The organism is Lewinellaceae bacterium, from assembly GCA_020636105.1.
Lineage (GTDB): Bacteria > Bacteroidota > Bacteroidia > Chitinophagales > Saprospiraceae > BCD1.
In genome coordinates, this window is record JACJYL010000001.1 from 90,562 (window position 1) to 107,683 (window position 17,122).

The window sequence follows — 17,122 nt, forward strand, 5'->3', positions numbered from 1 at the left end:
TTATGTCATTTGTGGTTTCTTCCGGGAAATTAATAAATACATTGCCGGGATGACGTACAGGGTTAATCCCAATGAAAATAACAATCCGCCGATAATGACAAGGCCCATAGGCACTCTGGAAGTAGAAGCGCCGCCAAGGGCTAAAGCAATAGGCAGCGTTCCAAGAACCGTAGCCATGGATGTCATCAAGATGGGGCGCAACCTGGAAGTCGATGCTTCTAAAATGGCCTCCGTTTTTGTTTTGGAGGTCTTCATTTTTTGGTTGGCAAACTCCACAATCAGGATCCCGTTTTTAGTGACGATACCCACCAAAACAATAATCCCGATTTGCGAAAAGATGTTGAGCGTTTGTCCGAAAAAATACAAGGTCAGCAAAGCCCCTAATAATGCCAAAGGCACCGTCAGCATGATAATTAATGGATCGACATAGGATTCAAATTGTGCGGCAAGCGTCAAAAACACCAGTATTAAAGCTAAAACAAAGGCAAATAAAAGTCCGCTGGAACTTTCTTTCAATTCCTTGGACGTTCCGGCCAATGAAGTTGAAAACGTTTCATCCAATAAATCAGCCGCTATTTTATCCATTTCGGCAATGCCATCCCCAATGGTGTATCCTTCATTCAACCCGGCATTTAAGGTAGCCGACACATATCGGTTATAACGATAAAGCTGCGGTGGAGAGGAAGTTTCCTCCATATTGACCACCTCCGTTAATTTGACTAACTGACCATTTTCAGCCCGCACATTAGCCATTGAAATATCCATGGGGTCATCACGGTAATTCCTGGCAGCTTCCCCAATAACCTGGTATTGTTTTCCGTCACGGATGAAATAACCATATCGTTGCCCGGCAAACAACAGTTGCAAGGTTTCGGCCACATCCTTAACGGAAACGCCTAACGTTCGTGCTTTATCCCGGTCAATGGTAATCGTCAATTCCGGTTTTGTGAATTTCAAATTGATATCCACCACACTGAAAGCAGGATTGACTTCCGCTCTTTTGATAAACTCAGGGATGACGTCCTTCAGTTTTTCTAATGTTGGCGCCTGTATAACATACTGAACCGGCAGGCCCCCAAAACTTCTGGTCACTTCAATGGTTTGTGGCTGGATTATAAATGATCGTGCAAAATTCTTTGCGGCAATTTTGGGAAACAAATCAGCCACGATCTCTTGTTGACTCCGGTCTCTGTCCCGCGCATTGACAAGATTCATGAAAATAAACCCGGTGTTTACCGAAGTGGAGGAACCAAACCCAGGCGATGTTACACATATATAGGCGTCACGCTCCGAAAGGGTATCTACTATCTCTAAAATGGAGGTCATATAATCCATCATCAATTCGTAACTCGTTCCTTCAGGAGCTGTGGAAAAGACCCTAAACTGACCTTTGTCCTCCATCGGTGCCAACTCACTCGGTATTTTCTGAAAGACCCCGTAAATGGTTCCCAAAGCCACCAGGATGATAAGGGGAGAAAGCCATTTAATTTTTATGGTTTTTGCCAGTGTTTTTTGGTAGACCTCCGTCAACTTAACAAAAAAGACCTCTGTCACCTGGTAAAAGTTATTGTGTCTTTCGCGTTTTTTCAACAGTCTGGAAGCCAGCATTGGGGTCAGGGTCAGGGATATGAAAGTAGATATGACAATCGCTCCTCCCACGACAAATCCAAATTCTCTGAACAATCGCCCGGATAGTCCTGAAAGGAAAACAACCGGCATGAATACAGCGATCAAACTGACCGATGTAGAAATGATGGCAAAAAATATTTCCTTGGCCCCTTCATGCGCCGCCTTTAATGGCTCCATTCCTTTTTCGATCTTCTGATAGATATTTTCCAGCATGACGATCGCATCATCAACCACCAATCCTGTTGAAAGTACGATGCCGAGCAAGGTGAGAATGTTAATGGAATATCCCATACCATACAAGACGAAAAATACACCAATCAGGGATATCGGCATGACTATTACCGGAATGAACGTTGTGCGCCAGTCACGCAAGAACAAAAAGATGACGAGTACCACCAGGGCAAAAGCGATAAAAATGGTGTTTTTAACCTCTTCAATCGCCGCCCGTATAGGTTCTGTATTATCAAAAGCATACCCCACTTTGACATCTTCAGGCAATTCCTTTTCAATGGCCGCCACCCGCTCATAGATGTCGTCTGCTATCTCGATGTAATTGGCTCCGGGCTGAGGGGTGATCGCCACCCCTACCATGGGGATAATTCCTTTCCCCCGAAGTAAGGTTCTCTTATTTAAGGCTTCTATTCTGGCTTGGCCCACATCTTTCAGCCGAATGATCGTACCTTCCTTTTCGGCAAGAATCAGGTTGTTAAAGTCCTCTTCAGTCTCTAAGCGCCCATAAGTTCTAATCGTTAATTCCTGGCGAAATCCTTCAATTTTACCGGTAGGAAGCTCGACATTCTCTTTGCTTAATGCAATTCTGATGTCATTTGGTGCAATCTCCAGTGAGGACATTTTGGTCGGATCCAGACTAAGCCGCATACTGTATTCTTTGGCTCCCCAAATCCTTATATTGGCAATACCCTTAACTGTTTGCAGACGTTCTTTGAACATCTTGTCAGCCATATTGGTCAAATCCAGTAAACTTCTATTCTGGGATTGAATGGTTAAGGCCATTATGGTAGTTGCATCAGCATCTGACTTATTCACGATCGGGGGCTCAACATCAGGGGGCAGGGAACTTATGGAACGCGACACCCGGTCTCTTACATCATTGGCAGCAGCCTCCAGGTCAACATCCAGTTCAAATTCCACGGTTACCGTAGAACGGCCATCCGCTGATACCGAAGTAATGGTACGGATGCCTGAAATGCCGTTGATGCTTTCTTCCAGCGGTTCTGTAATTTGAGACTCCATCACATCGGCATTCGCCCCTGGATAGTTGGCCACAACTGAAATGATGGGTGGATCAACGGATGGGTATTCCCGAACTCCAAGAAAGGTAAATCCTATTATGCCAAAAATGACAATAACAATAGATAATACGGATGAAAGTACGGGTCTTTCTATGTTTAAGGAGGATAAATTCATACTATTATATCTCTTTTAAGGTCGCTTTGACAGGAGCACCATCAACTGCCGACAGGATACCCGTTACTAAAACAGTGTCACGTTCTGTGATTCCGCTGAGAATTTGTACCGACTCGGAAGTTCTCATGCCAACCTGTACTTTTTGCGAAACTACTTTCCCATTTTTACTGAGCAGTACTTTTTGCCCGTCCAGAATAGGGATGATGGCCTCGGCAGGGATCAGCAATGATTCTACTGCTCTTTCCACGGAATAATACACATCGGCATAACCTCCCGGCATAAACTTGTTGGCCTTATTGTCCACGCGGCAACGGATCCTTAAGGATCGATTGTTTTCATCCATGCTGGGATTGATGAGATATATTTTGGTGGAAAAAGTATCTTTACTGGCAGGTATTGAAAAAGTGACATCGTCTCCCGGGTTGATTTCTCCAGCCAGTTTTTCAGGAATGTAAAACTCCAGTTTGATCGGGTCTGTTCGATACAATTCTGCAATTTTAGTTCCAGGGGTCACATAAGCGCCCTCGCTGATAGACCGAACGCCAATTCTACCTGAAAAAGGCGCGTAAATATTTGTTTTTTTGATTTGGACATCCAGGATATTTATGTCTGCATTAAGGAGGTCAATATCATTTTGAAGTTTGTCCAGTTCTTCCTTGCTGATCGCTTCGATTTTAACCAGTTTTTGTGCTCTGGCTAATTCTGTTTGGGCATAATTCAGCTGAACTTGAAGCTTTGATTTCCGGGCTTGCAATTCATCATCATTTATTTTTCCCAAGAGAGAGGATTTTGATTTGTATTCGCCTTCTTTAAAATTTATTGATTGTAAATACCCGGCTACTTCGGAAGAAATCACAACATTGTCTTCGGCTATAAAAGATCCCGTGGAATTTGACTTTTGCACTAAAGTGGAATGAACCGGTAAAACAGCTTCCGCAAACAATGTTCCGGGACCACCGGATGCATTGGCAGGTTGTTTATCCTCCTGACCACAAGTGGCAAGCGTAATGCTTATGGTTACTAAAACCATAATTTTTAAAATTCTTCGCATAAATAACAAGGTTAGTCAATAGTTAAAAATCATGCATGGAAACAAGGGGGCACTGTCGATCCGTCCAAACAATACAAAGAAACCTGATTTTTATATCTTTTGTTCATTGAAAAAGCGGCTATTTTCTACCAGGTTATTTTTCTCTCTGTATCTCCTTTAATTTCGAAATGGCTCTTTTATAAAGCACCTTGATTTTCCGGCAGTTGGTTTACCTCACTTTCTCTTTGCAATAATAATAAATTTTTCCCTTAATAAAACCTGACAGATCAATATCTTTGGTCGAAGATAAATCTTAACAATCATGGCCACCGCCTGGCAGTAATAAATCTGGAAGTAAAAAACCTGATACGGGGGCAGCCTAAGCGGTTGCACATAGCCTTATTTTGTAACGCGAATGTTGTTGCACTCCATTTATACCTTGCTGCGCGACGGAAGGCAGGTTTTGCGGTTTATTTCTTTTTGTGAAATAAAAAATCCCGAATTTCATCTAATCAGATAAAATTCGGGATATCTCATGTTTCGTTCCTGATATTTAAGCAACCGCTGCTTCAGTAAAGTATAGCGGCCAGCTATTGATCACTGAAATCAGGCCAGGTCGAATCGGTCAAGATTCATCACCTTGGTCCAGGCAGCCACGAAATCTTTTAGGAATTTCTCCTTGGAGTCTGCACATCCATAAACTTCAGCGAGTGCCCGTAATTCCGAGTTTGAACCGAAGATGAGATCGGCACGAGTACCGGTCCACTTGACTTCGCCGGTCTTACGATCGCGGCCCTCAAAGACGTTTTGGGCCTCAGAAGTCGCCTTCCAGGTCGTACCTAAATCGAGGAGATTGAGGAAAAAGTCATTGGTAAGCGCTTCAGGATGTTTAGTGAAGACACCATGTTGAGACTGGTCGAAGTTCGTATTCAGGACTCTCATGCCGCCCACAAGCACTGTCATTTCAGGCACCGTTAATGTCAGAAGTTGTGCCCGGTCCACCAGCATTTCCTCTGCAGAGGCGGCATGTTTAGGCATGTAGTAATTGCGGAACCCGTCTGCTGCCGGCTCGAGGGCTGCGAATGATTCCACGTCTGTTTGTTCCTGTGAAGCATCGGCGCGTCCGGGTGTAAAAGGTACCGTGACCTCCTGGCCGGCATTTTTAGCTGCCTGTTCAAGGCCTGCGCTGCCGCCCAGCACGATCAGGTCAGCCAGCGAAACCCTCTTGCTTCCTGACTGGGCACTGTTGAATGCTTTTTGGATGCCCTCCAGCGTTTCCAATACGATAGCGAGTTGAGCCGGATTGTTTACCTCCCAATCCTTTTGAGGGGCAAGACGAATGCGTGCACCATTCGCACCACCACGTTTATCCGAGCCACGGAATGTTGATGCTGATGCCCAGGCAGTAGATACCAGTTGGGATACCGTCAGACCGGAAGAAAGGATCTTACCCTTCAGCGCGGCGATATCCTTATCGTCGATGAGTTCATGGGTAACGGCAGGTACAGGGTCTTGCCAGATAAGCACTTCCTCCGGCACCTCTGGACCGATATAGCGCGCCAGTGGTCCCATGTCGCGGTGAGTCAGCTTGAACCATGCACGGGCGAAAGCATCGGCGAATTCATCCGGATTTTCGTGAAATCGTCTTGAAATTTTTTCATAGGCAGGATCCATTCTCAAAGAGAGGTCGGTTGTCAACATGACAGGTGTATGGCGTTTTGATGGATCATGTGCATCCGGGACAGAATCGGCCCCCATGCCATGTTTGGGTATCCATTGCTGGGCACCGGCCGGGCTTTTGGTCAATTCCCATTCGTAGCCGAAAAGGTTCCAGAAAAAATTATTGCTCCACTTCGTAGGCGTCGTCGTCCAGGCTCCTTCGAGACCACTGGAGATGGTATCGACTCCATGGCCACTGCCTAAAGTATTTTTCCATCCGAGGCCCTGCTCTTCGATGCTCGCTCCTGCGGGTTCCGGCCCCACGTATTTACCCGGATCGCCTGCACCATGGGTTTTTCCAAAAGTATGCCCCCCGGCAATGAGTGCAACCGTTTCGTAGTCATTCATCGCCATACGGCCAAAAGTTTCACGAATGTCACGGGCCGCTGCGAGCGGATCAGGATTCCCATTAGGGCCTTCCGGATTCACATAGATCAGGCCCATCTGAACGGCACCCAGAGGGTTTTCCAGTTCGCGGTCACCGGTATATCTTTTGTCTCCCAGCCATTCGCCTTCAGATCCCCAATAGATGTCTTGCTCAGTCTCCCAAACATCTTCACGTCCTCCTGCGAAGCCAAAAGTCTTGAAGCCCATTGACTCCAGTGCACAGTTCCCCGCGAGGATCATCAAATCCGCCCAGGAAATTTTCTTGCCGTATTTTTGTTTGATTGGCCAAAGCAGCAATCGTGCCTTGTCGAGGTTCACATTGTCGGGCCAGCTGTTGAGTGGCGCAAAACGCTGAGTACCAGATCCCGCCCCGCCACGTCCGTCAGAGATTCGGTAAGTGCCGGCACTGTGCCAGGCCATGCGAATAAAAAACGGGCCATAATGACCGTAATCAGCCGGCCACCAGTCCTGGGAATCCGTCATCAGATCGAAGATGTCTTTCTTGACGGCACCCAGGTCAAGGGTTTTGAATTCCTCCGCGTAGTTAAAGTCCTCGCCCATTGGGTTGGACAGGGAAGAGTGTTGACGAAGGATGTTTAAATTCAGAGCATTGGGCCACCAGTCACGATTTGACGTTCCTTTGCCAGCGCTGTGCTTTACTGCTCCACCAGTAAACGGACACTTGCTTTCCTGGTTGCCTGAAGCTCCATTTGAGATGTCCTTATTTTTCTTGTCATCCATAATTTTTATTTATTTTGTTGCTAAGATAGGGTTTAATTTACTAAATTTTTTATTGAATTAAACGATTATATTATTGATAAAATCTATCATGCAGGCTTTTCTCCTGTATACACTTAATTTACCAAACAACTAGTCGACCTTTTGCTGCAAATATTGTAAATTAGGGTAAGAATTTAAAAAAAGCTACTTTTATATGATGAACTACAAAAAAAGAAACAACCTGCCATTCACATTTATCCTCTTTTGTTTAGGACTCCTTTACAGTTGCGCGTTAAAGCCGCCCCATGAAAAAGGGGATTTCAAAGATTCAGATCTGGTTGAATTAATCAAACTTGATTCCACCCTTAAACTAGATATCAGGTACGCTTCGGACAATAATTTTGTTGGCAGGCCTGTCTATACCGAAGCGAGAGCTTTTCTACAGCGTCCGGCAGCAGAGGCTCTGGTTGAAGTAAATAACGAATTAAAACCGCTGGGTTACAGGTTGTTGATTTTTGATGGGTATCGCCCCTGGAGCGTAACCAAAATGTTTTGGGATATCACCCCGGAAGAGGACAAAAAATTTGTGGCAGACCCCAAAGAAGGTTCACGACATAACAGGGGATGCGCCGTAGATTTAACCTTGTATGAAATTTCTTCCGGAAAAGAAGTTCAGATGCCGGGAGAGTATGATGAAATGAGCGAGCGCTCTTATCCAGATTTCAACGGAGGCACTGACGAACAACGGAAAATGAGGGATTTGTTGAGAAACAAAATGGAAGCCCATGGTTTCAATGTTTATGAATATGAATGGTGGCATTTTGATTTTAAAGACTGGAGAAAGTATCGTATTCAAAACATTCAGTTTTCAGCAATAGGGACAAATTAAACAACACTGGGAAAATCGCCTGGCCGTTTGTGATAAATTGCAGGATTTACCTTTTTTTCATACTTTTGATATTATCACCGCACCATCATGAACTTTACCCGGGTATTCGACATATTATCCTACCAGCAACAGAAGTATCCTGAGAAGGAGGCACTGAATACTTATGAGCGCGGGCGCTGGGTGAGTTATTCTATTGAAGAAGTCCAGCGACGGGTGGATGTCTTGTCTTATTGGCTGCATCAAAACGGATGGGTGAAGGGGGATAAAATCGCTTTTGTACCGAAGATGGGACTGCCAGAGTGGATGATGCTCGATTTCGCCTGCCAGCAATTGGGGGTCATCGTAGTACCCATCCATCCGACAGCCACCAGGGAGGAATTTCAATTTATCCTTTCGGAAACGGCCTGCAAAACCTGCGTGGTAGCCGATACCGCCCTCTTCTACAAAATGAGCCTTTTTTTTGAGCGGCAATTTTCAACAATTTCGCTTTATCATCTGAGATCTGATGAGGAAGGTTATTTCCCCGGTTTTCACCGTAAAAAGATTACCGAGGCTGAACGGGAGGTAGTGAATGATCTGAAAGCCCGGATCCAGCCGGAGGATATGGCGACGATCCTCTACACTTCGGGCACTTCAGGAGAACCTAAGGGAGTGATGTTGACGCATTTTAATCTGGTCAGCGCCATAAAGTCGGTCATTCCTCTATTGCCGATTTCCTACAAGGATAGAGTGATCAGCTTTCTGCCATTCAGTCATATTTTCGAACGCGCCACTACTTACACCTATATCGTTTTTGGCGTTTCTATTTATTTTGTTCAAAATCGTGAAAACCTTCAGACCGATTTTCAAAGCGTGAAGCCTGTCATGTTTACGACTGTGCCGAGGGTTTTGGAGAAGATGTACGATCTTTTAAAGGAGGAGGGGCTTTCCAGAAATGCCGTAAAACGCCTGCTCATCAAATGGGCCATACAAATAGGCAAACGTTACCAGGAAACCAACCGTTTTCGGCCGGGTTATGAAATTAAACTGGCCATGGTTCGCCTGCTCGTTTACCGAAAATGGAAGTCGCGCCTTGGCGGTAAAATAAAATACATCATCGTGGGGGCCGCAGCGCTGAGCCCGGATATTGCCCGGCTGTTTTCCGCAGCAGGAATCATGGTGAGGTCGGGCTACGGCATGACTGAAACTTCCCCGTTTATCAGCGCCAATCGTTTTGAACCGGGCATGAACAGGTTTGATACCGTTGGGATGCCGGTGGCCGGGATGGAATTAATAATCCACGAACCCAATGACAAGGGAGAAGGGGAGATTTGGGTAAAAGGTCCCAATGTGATGCAAGGTTATTACCAACAACCCGAACGGACTCGTGAAGTGCTTTCGGATGACGGATGGCTGAAAACCGGGGATGTCGGTTTAATGGTGGACAAAAGATTTCTCAGGATCACAGGAAGGAAAAAAGATATTTTCAAAACTTCTGCCGGGAAATATATTGCCCCGGAATCTTTGCAGGATTATTTTAAACAATCGGTTTTTATTGAACATTGTCTGGTCATCGGTTTCCAGCGTCCTTTTGTGACCGGGATTATTGTACCCAATTTTTCCTGGCTGGAAAAATGGTGTAAAAAAGAAAAAATCCACTGGACGGCTCCCCAGTTTATGGTCCATAATATCCGGGTGATTGAAAAGTTTGAGGAAGAGGTCAATCACCTGAATGAAAAATTACCCAATTACCAGACCATGAGAAAATTTTTCCTCTGTCATGAAGATTGGTCGATAGAAACCGGCGAGTATTCAGCCTCCTACAAACTTATCCGGCACAAACTAATGGAGCAGCACAGCAGGGAGATTGAAAAAATGTACCAGTAGATCGAAAAAATTTGCCTTTTGATCGCTTTTTGCGGATGTTTGTTTTTGTTGTTTTGAAAAACCTAACTCATTAAAAATACATGAAAAAACTGACCGGGCTTATTTTTTTATGGGCCTTCCTGATAATTCCCTTATCAGGACAAAATGTTTCTACTCTTAAAAGCATTCCCAATCCAAAAAATGGAGGTAACGGTTATGTGAGTGACCCCGATCAAATTTTGGAGGCCTCCGACATTGCCACCCTTAACCGGCTGATCGCCAGCCTTGAAGATTCATCCACTGCGCAGGTGGCGGTGGTCATCGTAGCGTCTATCGGACAGGAAAATCCAAAAGATTTTGCCACCCGATTGTTCAACCAATGGGGCATCGGACAAGCGGATAGGGATAATGGACTGCTCGTCTTTACGGTTATGGATCAGCACCGTACTGAATTCGAAACCGGTTACGGCCTGGAAGCCGTGCTGCCCGATGCCATTTGTTATCGTGTCGGGATGCAGGAGTTGGTGCCTGAATTTAAAAAAGGCAATTACGGGGCCGGATTGATCGCCGCTGTTTCCCGAATGAAGGAGATTCTCGAAAAAGGAGAAGTGGTGGATGAAATTCGCAGCCGCCGCAAGTTGGGATCGGGGGCAGAAAATCCCTTGTTCATCGCCTTGCAAATTTACCTGTTGATCAGTCTTGTTTTTCATCTCTGGTGGCTTTGGCGGCTCAGGGATATGCTGGTGGCCAAGGATGATTTTTATGATAAATACATGAATGTCAGGAAATTGAGATTATGGGGTTTTTTGATCGTTTTCCCATTGCCCTTCCTGTTTGTCTGGTATTACCTCAAAAGAAAGATGAATCAATTGCGGAATAATCCCCGGTACAGTAAAATTACCGGCGAACTGATGACCAAATTATCCGAGGAGGCTGAAGATGATTACCTGGAACATGGACAAATAGTGGAAGAAGAAATCGGTTCGGTGGATTATGATGTGTGGGTTACCGAAAGCGGGGAGGATGTTCTGATCCTGAAATATGAAAAACGGTACTCAAAGTTCAGCACCTGCCCGAAATGTGGGTTTAAAACTTATTTCCTTGCCTTTACCAAAACCATCGTTCCTGCTACGACGGTCTCAACGGGGAAGCAGTTGAAACGTCACGAATGCAAGAATTGCGCTTATTCAAATGATAAGATCACCATTATACCCATCGTACAGACTTCTTCAGGTAGCGGCGGTTCCGGCGGTGGCGGTGGCGGGGGATCCTGGGGAGGAGGATCTTCCGGCGGTGGCGGTGGTGGCGTGAGTTGGTAATGCTTTAGCGGTTGACGGCAAAGGGGGGACGGTTGACGGTGGTATCAAATTACACTGATTCGTCCGTGTTTTATTTCCGGTTCCTTGCGTATATTGTGGCGATTTTTATTTACACTGAAATCTAAACAATCATGGAGAAAACCAGGGTGGCCATTATTTTTGGAGGACGTTCCGCTGAACACAGCATTTCCCTCCGCTCAGCAAAAAATGTAATCAGGTCTATCGATCAATCAAAATACGACCTTGTTTTCATTGGCATTGATATGCTGGGAAACTGGTTTCACTACGATACCGCAAAAAAATGGAGTGAAATGGAACAAACCGGTAAACTTACGCTGGATAATCCTGTCGGAAAATTATCACTCCAACTGGAAGCCAAAGGGAGTTTTGTTTCTTCCAACGGGAATGAAAAAGTGTCCGTAGATGTCGCCTTTCCTGTGCTGCATGGTCCCTTTGGGGAAGACGGCAGTGTACAGGGGATGTTGAAATTGGCCAGCATTCCCTTCGTGGGGCCTTCTTTGCTGGGTTCTGCAGTAGGCATGGATAAAGATGTGATGAAACGGTTACTGAGAGAGGCCGGGCTTCCTATCGGAAAATACATTTGTTTAAGGAAAGGGGAGGACATTCCGGAATTTTCCTTTTTTCAAAAGGAACTCGGCATTCCCTGTTTTGTTAAGCCTGCCAATCTCGGCTCATCGGTGGGAATAAGCAAAGCCAAAAATGAGGAAGAACTCAAAAAAGCCATCGAGGTGGCTTTCCAGTACGATAAAAAAATTGTGATCGAAGAATTCATTAAAGGCCGTGAAATCGAATGCGCCATCCTGGGGAACGAAAATCCGAAAGCCTCTGTGGCCGGAGAAATTGTGGCTCATCATGATTTTTATTCTTTCGATTCAAAATATATCGATGATCAGGGCTCTGAAACAGTTGTCCCAGCGGATATTCCCAGGGAGGATGAAGAAAAAATAAGGGCTTTTGCCATAAAAACATTTACTACACTGGAATGTGAGGGACTCAGCCGGGTGGATATCTTTTACAAGGAAGACGGGAGCATGTTCATCAATGAGATCAATACCATTCCCGGTTTTACCTCGATCAGCATGTATCCCATGCTTTGGAAAGCTTCGGGGATAGAATACGGCCCTTTGATCGATAAACTGATCCAACTGGCTTTCGATCGCTTCGAGGTGGAACAGCAGTATAAGGTGGAGGTCTAGAATATGTTCTTAACCAGTCAGACCTACTAAATCCCTTAAGGCTTCCCGGATACACACCCCGGAGAAGCCGTCACCTCCGCAACCAGCAAACGAGTAACCAGTAACCAGCAACGAGTAACCAGCAACGAGTAACCAGCAACGAGTAACCAGCAACGAGTAACCAGCAACGAGTAACCAGTAACCAGCAACCAGCAACGAGTAACCAGCAACGAGCAACCAGTATGAAACCCATTTTGATCATCCTCTTTTTTCTGATAATTGGTCTGGCTGCAACAGGGCAGTCAGATACTACCGTGCTTTTTTCAGAGAGGCTGACGGCGGAGGATATTCATATTGATATCATGGAAGTCAACAGTCAAAAGGTCGTTTCTGGCAGCCGTACCTTGCAGGCAGTGGAAGATTTACCCTTCACCGTTTATGTGATCACCAAAGACGAAATCAGGAACAACGGTTACAACACTTTAGTGGATGCGCTCAAAATGGTTCCCGGGATCAGGGTTTCCCAGCCGGGGTCAGGAACTGACGGCGAGACGTTCCTGATGAGGGGCCTGAAAGGCAATGAGTACACTAAAATTCTCATCAACAATATTCCTGTCAAACCCATTGGCATCAAAGGAATGCCCATCGGTGCCCAATTGCCCATCAGGCAGGCGGAAAGGATAGAGGTGATCTTTGGTCCGGCGGCAGCCCTTTACGGGGCGGATGCTTCAGCAGGAGTGATCAACATCATTCTAAAAGAATCAGAGCGCCCCCTGTACACCAAGGCCGATATCAGTTTCGGAGCCGAACAGTATTCCAGTATGAATATTCTCTTCGGGGGGAAGGCCGGAAAACGTAAAAACGTTTTAAAATACAATGTCTTTGGCAACTTCACCTCCCTTTCAGACCGAAGGATATACGAAGAGGGAGGGCCATTATTTGATCCGGCCACCTATTCCAAGGATTCCCTCTACCTCAGTCATCCTAATTATATGTCAAAGGATACCAGTGGTATTGAACCGGAACTCAGCAATCTTCCGCATCAAAGCCGGTCCTTTGGTATGGAACTCAGGTATGGCGCCTTTGATCTTATCCTGATCAATATGTACCGTCGTGATCACAGCTCGCTGGGCTTAAACCCGGCGGCATATTCTTATGCCAATCCGCTCAATTTTATTGGCGAAAACCTTTACCAGGGGCATCTTGGGTACAATAAAAAAACCGAAAAGATCGGATTTTCACTGGGAGCAAATTTCCTGATGTATGAATCCGATCTAAACTCTTCATACCATATTGTCAGCAGCCTTTTCAATCGGGCTCTTGTTATGGCTACCGATGCGGATCATCAGTCGCCTGTGCCCTGGCTGTCGAGGTTGAACAGGTATTTTGATAACTTTATCAGTGGGAACCGGTATCTCTATGACCGGAAAATTGATCTGTCACTGGATGCTACTTTAAATGTTCAATTACTGGATCGGATTGAATGGATGACGGGAATTACGCCCAGGGCACTGGCTTCGAAAAGTGAATATTTTCTCCGAACGCCTTATCCCAATCTTTATGAAGATCATACTGTGACGAGTGGAGGTCATAAAGATGATGCTGAGCTGGCTGCTTTTACACAGTTTTTCTTCAACGGGAATAAACTAAAAGGAGTGCTTGGGGTGCAATCCACGCTTAAAACGGATTTTACCACTCTTTCCTATTCCAAGTTGTTTCCCAGGATGGCCTTGTTGTTTAAATTTACTCCCGGCTTTAGCCTGAGGTTGTTTTACGGCAGCGCTTTCAGAAGCCCCTCCACCTACTATTCCAAAAATTCCTACACCATTACCACGGGTAATTACGACTGGATTGAACTCGGCTATTACCCGCTGAAACCGGAAATTACGCGGTCACTGGAAGGGGGAATAAGATGGACCGTTTCTGATAAATTTCATGCCGATATTAGTTGGTTTTCTACCAAAACGGATAACCTCATTGAATCCGATTTTGAATTTGAAAATGATCTCTTGGGAAATATTCGAAAAATTACCCTCGGGTACTTTAATGAAGGTAATTCTTTTGCAAAGGTCGTTGGATTCCAATCGGTTTTTATGTGGAAAAATTTGATCCCTGAAATCAGTTTTAACGCCGCACTCCATCTTGCCATTAGCAGGGGCAGTGAACAGAAGTCCGGGGAGCCGGAGCCGCAGAATTTTTTAAATGAACAACCAAGAACCCTGGCCCAGCTTAAACTTTCCTTCGAACCCCTTAAGGATATCTTTTTTTACCTGGATAACCTTTATGTATCCTCCAGTTCAAATAAAATTGAAATAGTCGATCCTGCATTCCTGCATTACGATACCTTGCCTGGATATTATACGCTCGACCTATCAGTGCTGGGAAAACTGACAGATCATTTTCAGATAAGTTTTAAACTGAGGAACGCTTTTAATGCTTCATACGCAGGTCTCGCAGCTACCGGTACGGAGGACGACCTTTTGTGGAATCCGCAGTCCCGGCGTACCTGGGAGATTGGCTTTAGTTATAGGGTAGAATAATTTTTATCAATCATCAATGATCATTCGTTTGGCACATATGCGTTTTTTTATTTTCCTGATATCCTTCCTGTTTTTTCCGGCCCTGCTTTGGTGCCAGGAAGAAATAGAAGTGACGGATAGTGTCATCATGGAACGATTGAAGGCCGCGAAACAGGAAAAGGCAGCCTATGCGGCTATTTTGTTGTCTCAGCAGGCCTTGCTGGATGCCAAACGCAACGGGCTCCAAAAAAGCATGCAGGCGGGGTTGCGACAACTCTCTGAACTTTACCAGGAAAATAATAATACGGTTCAGGCTCTTAGGTACGGACTGGAGCTGCTGAGCCAGGTCGAAGAGAAAAAAAACCAGGAGTTTTACCAGGCCAATTTGCACCTGGGCGAAATTTATTACGGGGAATCTTTTTATGGTGCGGCCATTAATTATTTTAGAGCTGCGATGGATTTTCGACCGGAAGGAGTGGAGCAATTACCCTTGTTGATCAAGATCGGAAAGGCTTTTTTTGAGAACCAGGAGCTGGACAGTGCGGCCGTTTATTTCCAAAGGGAATGGAAAATTTACAACCAAAGAGAAGATTACGACGGACAGTTAAAGACCCTCCAGCAATTGGCCAAAGTTTTTGAACTCCGCGGCAATTCCACCAATGCCCTGCAATATTATCGCGCGGTAGAGCAGTTGGTCTATAACTTTAAAGATACCGCTCATTTTGCCATCGTACACAATAATTTGGGGTATCAATACCACTGCCTGAAAGATTACAAAAATGCTATTGATCAATTTGAAACGGCCGTTGATTTTTGCAATGAAGGTTGCCCGTTAAACAAGGTCATACTGTACACCAATCTGGGGATTGCCTATTTTAACGCCAACCAGTTTCTGGCCGCCGTACGTCTTCTGGAGACCGCACTGCAAGAGGCTAAGGCCCAAAAAGATCTTTCGGAGGTGGGCAAACTTCAAAATTTACTGGCCAAAGCCTACCTAAAACGCGGGGAGCTTTATGAAGCCCTGCTCAAAAATAACGATGCTTTATATACTTCGAATAAAGCCAGGGAGTTGAAAACCCTCAGCGATGCCTATTTAACGGAAGCCAATATTTATGAAGAACTTTTTGAATACGATAAGGCACTCGATTTTTATCAAAAGCACCTCGCATTGCGCGATTCCTTGTTGTTGTCAGAAAGATTGCACCAGGAAAAGTTGCTGCAGGATCAGTTTAGCCTTGAAAGATCTGAAAAAGAGATAAAACTGTTGCTGGTCAATCAAAAGGTACAGGATCTGGCGATTCAACAACTTCAGCTGGAAAAAGACAATCTGGCGCTCGAATCCTCGCAGCAGGAGAGTGAGCTCGCTCTTTTGCGAAGGGATCAGCAGATTCGTGAGGAACGCTTGCATATTGAACAACTGGAGGCCTTGAAGACGAAACAGGAACTACGGCTGACCCAGCAACTGCTTGATGCTGCTGAAAAAGACAGGCGGATTTCTACCTTGCAACAAACCGAAGCACTGCAGGCGCTTGAGTTGAGCCAAAAAGCCGCGGAAGAAGAGGCTCAAAAGCAGGAAATTAAAGCCCTTAATAAAGAACGTGAGTTGCAGCAACTTGAAATTGAAAAGCAAAATACTTTCCGAAAATTCATCTATGGATTGCTGATGGCTCTTTTCATCATTTTGGTGCTCATCCTGTCCGGGTATCTTTTTGCCAGGAAAACCAATCGTAAACTTGAAAAGCAAAAGCAGGAAATAGAAAATCAAAAAAGGCTCATAGAAGTGGAGCAGGCCAAGTCGGAACGATTGTTGCTCAACATTTTACCGGAGGAAACGGCGCTGGAACTCAAACAGAAAGGGTCCGCTACCCCCCGGCATTACGAAAAGGTGACGGTTTTGTTTGCCGATTTTGTCAACTTTACCAACCTCACCGAGCACATGCCGCCAGGGGAGTTGATCGAGGAACTCAATCATTGCTTTTCGGCTTTTGATGAAATCATTGATCGTCATGGGATGGAAAAGATCAAAACGATTGGAGATGCTTACATGTGTGCAGGAGGCATTCCTACCCCGAATGACACCAACCCCGGGGATGCCGTGGAAGCAGCACTGGAAATGATGTCTTTTATCGAAAGCCGTTTCCGTCAATCGGAATTTCCTTACTGGAAAATGCGGGTTGGCATACACACAGGTCCTGTGGTGGCCGGAGTAGTCGGCAATCAGAAATTTGCTTTTGACATCTGGGGAGATACCGTCAATATGGCCAGTCGGATGGAAAGCAACAGTGAACCGGGACGGATCAATATTTCCCAGACCACTTTTGAAGCCATTGGCCAAAATTACCCTTGTACTTTCAGAGGCAAACTGCCTGTAAAGAACAAAGCAGATGCCCCCATGTATTTTGTTGAAAAATAAATCGCATTGAATTTTTGAATATACATTC

At 45.3% G+C, this 17,122-nt stretch carries 9 protein-coding genes; 6 read left to right on the top strand and 3 right to left on the bottom strand.

The window, feature by feature from the left end; genetic code table 11:
- The 3 genes from H6571_00325 to katG all read right to left on the bottom strand — a co-directional run bounded on the left by H6571_00325 (window position 1) and on the right by katG (window position 6,934).
- Window positions 1-3,057 carry an efflux RND transporter permease subunit gene (locus H6571_00325; protein MCB9322160.1) on the bottom strand — a complete coding sequence of 1,019 codons (3,057 nt, stop codon included), beginning with the start codon at window positions 3,055-3,057 and terminating at the stop codon, window positions 1-3.
- 4 nt (window positions 3,058-3,061) lie between these two features.
- Window positions 3,062-4,108, bottom strand: a complete 1,047-nt coding sequence (locus tag H6571_00330; protein ID MCB9322161.1) for an efflux RND transporter periplasmic adaptor subunit — start codon at window positions 4,106-4,108, stop codon at window positions 3,062-3,064.
- A gap of 585 nt (window positions 4,109-4,693) precedes the next feature.
- A complete protein-coding gene (gene katG / locus H6571_00335) occupies window positions 4,694-6,934 on the bottom strand; it encodes a catalase/peroxidase HPI (protein MCB9322162.1) in 2,241 nt (746 codons plus the stop codon).
- A 196-nt stretch (window positions 6,935-7,130) separates the two neighbouring features.
- On the opposite strand from katG, the gene H6571_00340 reads away from it, so the two are divergent.
- The 6 genes from H6571_00340 to H6571_00365 all read left to right on the top strand — a co-directional run bounded on the left by H6571_00340 (window position 7,131) and on the right by H6571_00365 (window position 17,094).
- On the top strand, window positions 7,131-7,802 hold the full coding sequence (locus H6571_00340; GenBank protein MCB9322163.1) for a M15 family metallopeptidase: 672 nt from the start codon (window positions 7,131-7,133) through the stop codon (window positions 7,800-7,802).
- Window positions 7,803-7,889: 87 nt separating this feature from the next.
- A complete protein-coding gene (locus H6571_00345; protein ID MCB9322164.1) occupies window positions 7,890-9,668 on the top strand; it encodes a long-chain fatty acid--CoA ligase in 1,779 nt (592 codons plus the stop codon).
- Window positions 9,669-9,748: 80 nt separating this feature from the next.
- Window positions 9,749-10,966: a TPM domain-containing protein gene (locus tag H6571_00350; protein ID MCB9322165.1), complete on the top strand. Its 1,218-nt coding sequence runs from the start codon at window positions 9,749-9,751 to the stop codon at window positions 10,964-10,966.
- A 131-nt stretch (window positions 10,967-11,097) separates the two neighbouring features.
- Window positions 11,098-12,183 carry a D-alanine--D-alanine ligase gene (gene ddlA / locus H6571_00355; protein ID MCB9322166.1) on the top strand — a complete coding sequence of 362 codons (1,086 nt, stop codon included), beginning with the start codon at window positions 11,098-11,100 and terminating at the stop codon, window positions 12,181-12,183.
- 221 nt (window positions 12,184-12,404) lie between these two features.
- Window positions 12,405-14,702 (top strand): TonB-dependent receptor, encoded by a 2,298-nt coding sequence (locus tag H6571_00360; protein MCB9322167.1) that lies wholly within the window; start codon window positions 12,405-12,407, stop codon window positions 14,700-14,702.
- A gap of 16 nt (window positions 14,703-14,718) precedes the next feature.
- A complete protein-coding gene (locus H6571_00365; protein MCB9322168.1) occupies window positions 14,719-17,094 on the top strand; it encodes a hypothetical protein in 2,376 nt (791 codons plus the stop codon).
- Window positions 17,095-17,122: the final 28 nt, after the last annotated feature.

Excerpts from the sequence above, each read along its gene's own strand:
- H6571_00325 (MCB9322160.1), bottom strand. The coding sequence starts at position 3,057 with ATGAATTTATCCTCCTTAAACATAGAAAGACCCGTACTTTCATCCGTA.
- H6571_00330 (MCB9322161.1), bottom strand. The coding sequence starts at position 4,108 with ATGCGAAGAATTTTAAAAATTATGGTTTTAGTAACCATAAGCATTACG.
- katG (MCB9322162.1), bottom strand. The coding sequence starts at position 6,934 with ATGGATGACAAGAAAAATAAGGACATCTCAAATGGAGCTTCAGGCAAC.
- H6571_00340 (MCB9322163.1), top strand. The coding sequence starts at position 7,131 with ATGAACTACAAAAAAAGAAACAACCTGCCATTCACATTTATCCTCTTT.
- H6571_00345 (MCB9322164.1), top strand. The coding sequence starts at position 7,890 with ATGAACTTTACCCGGGTATTCGACATATTATCCTACCAGCAACAGAAG.
- H6571_00350 (MCB9322165.1), top strand. The coding sequence starts at position 9,749 with ATGAAAAAACTGACCGGGCTTATTTTTTTATGGGCCTTCCTGATAATT.
- ddlA (MCB9322166.1), top strand. The coding sequence starts at position 11,098 with ATGGAGAAAACCAGGGTGGCCATTATTTTTGGAGGACGTTCCGCTGAA.
- H6571_00360 (MCB9322167.1), top strand. The coding sequence starts at position 12,405 with ATGAAACCCATTTTGATCATCCTCTTTTTTCTGATAATTGGTCTGGCT.
- H6571_00365 (MCB9322168.1), top strand. The coding sequence starts at position 14,719 with ATGATCATTCGTTTGGCACATATGCGTTTTTTTATTTTCCTGATATCC.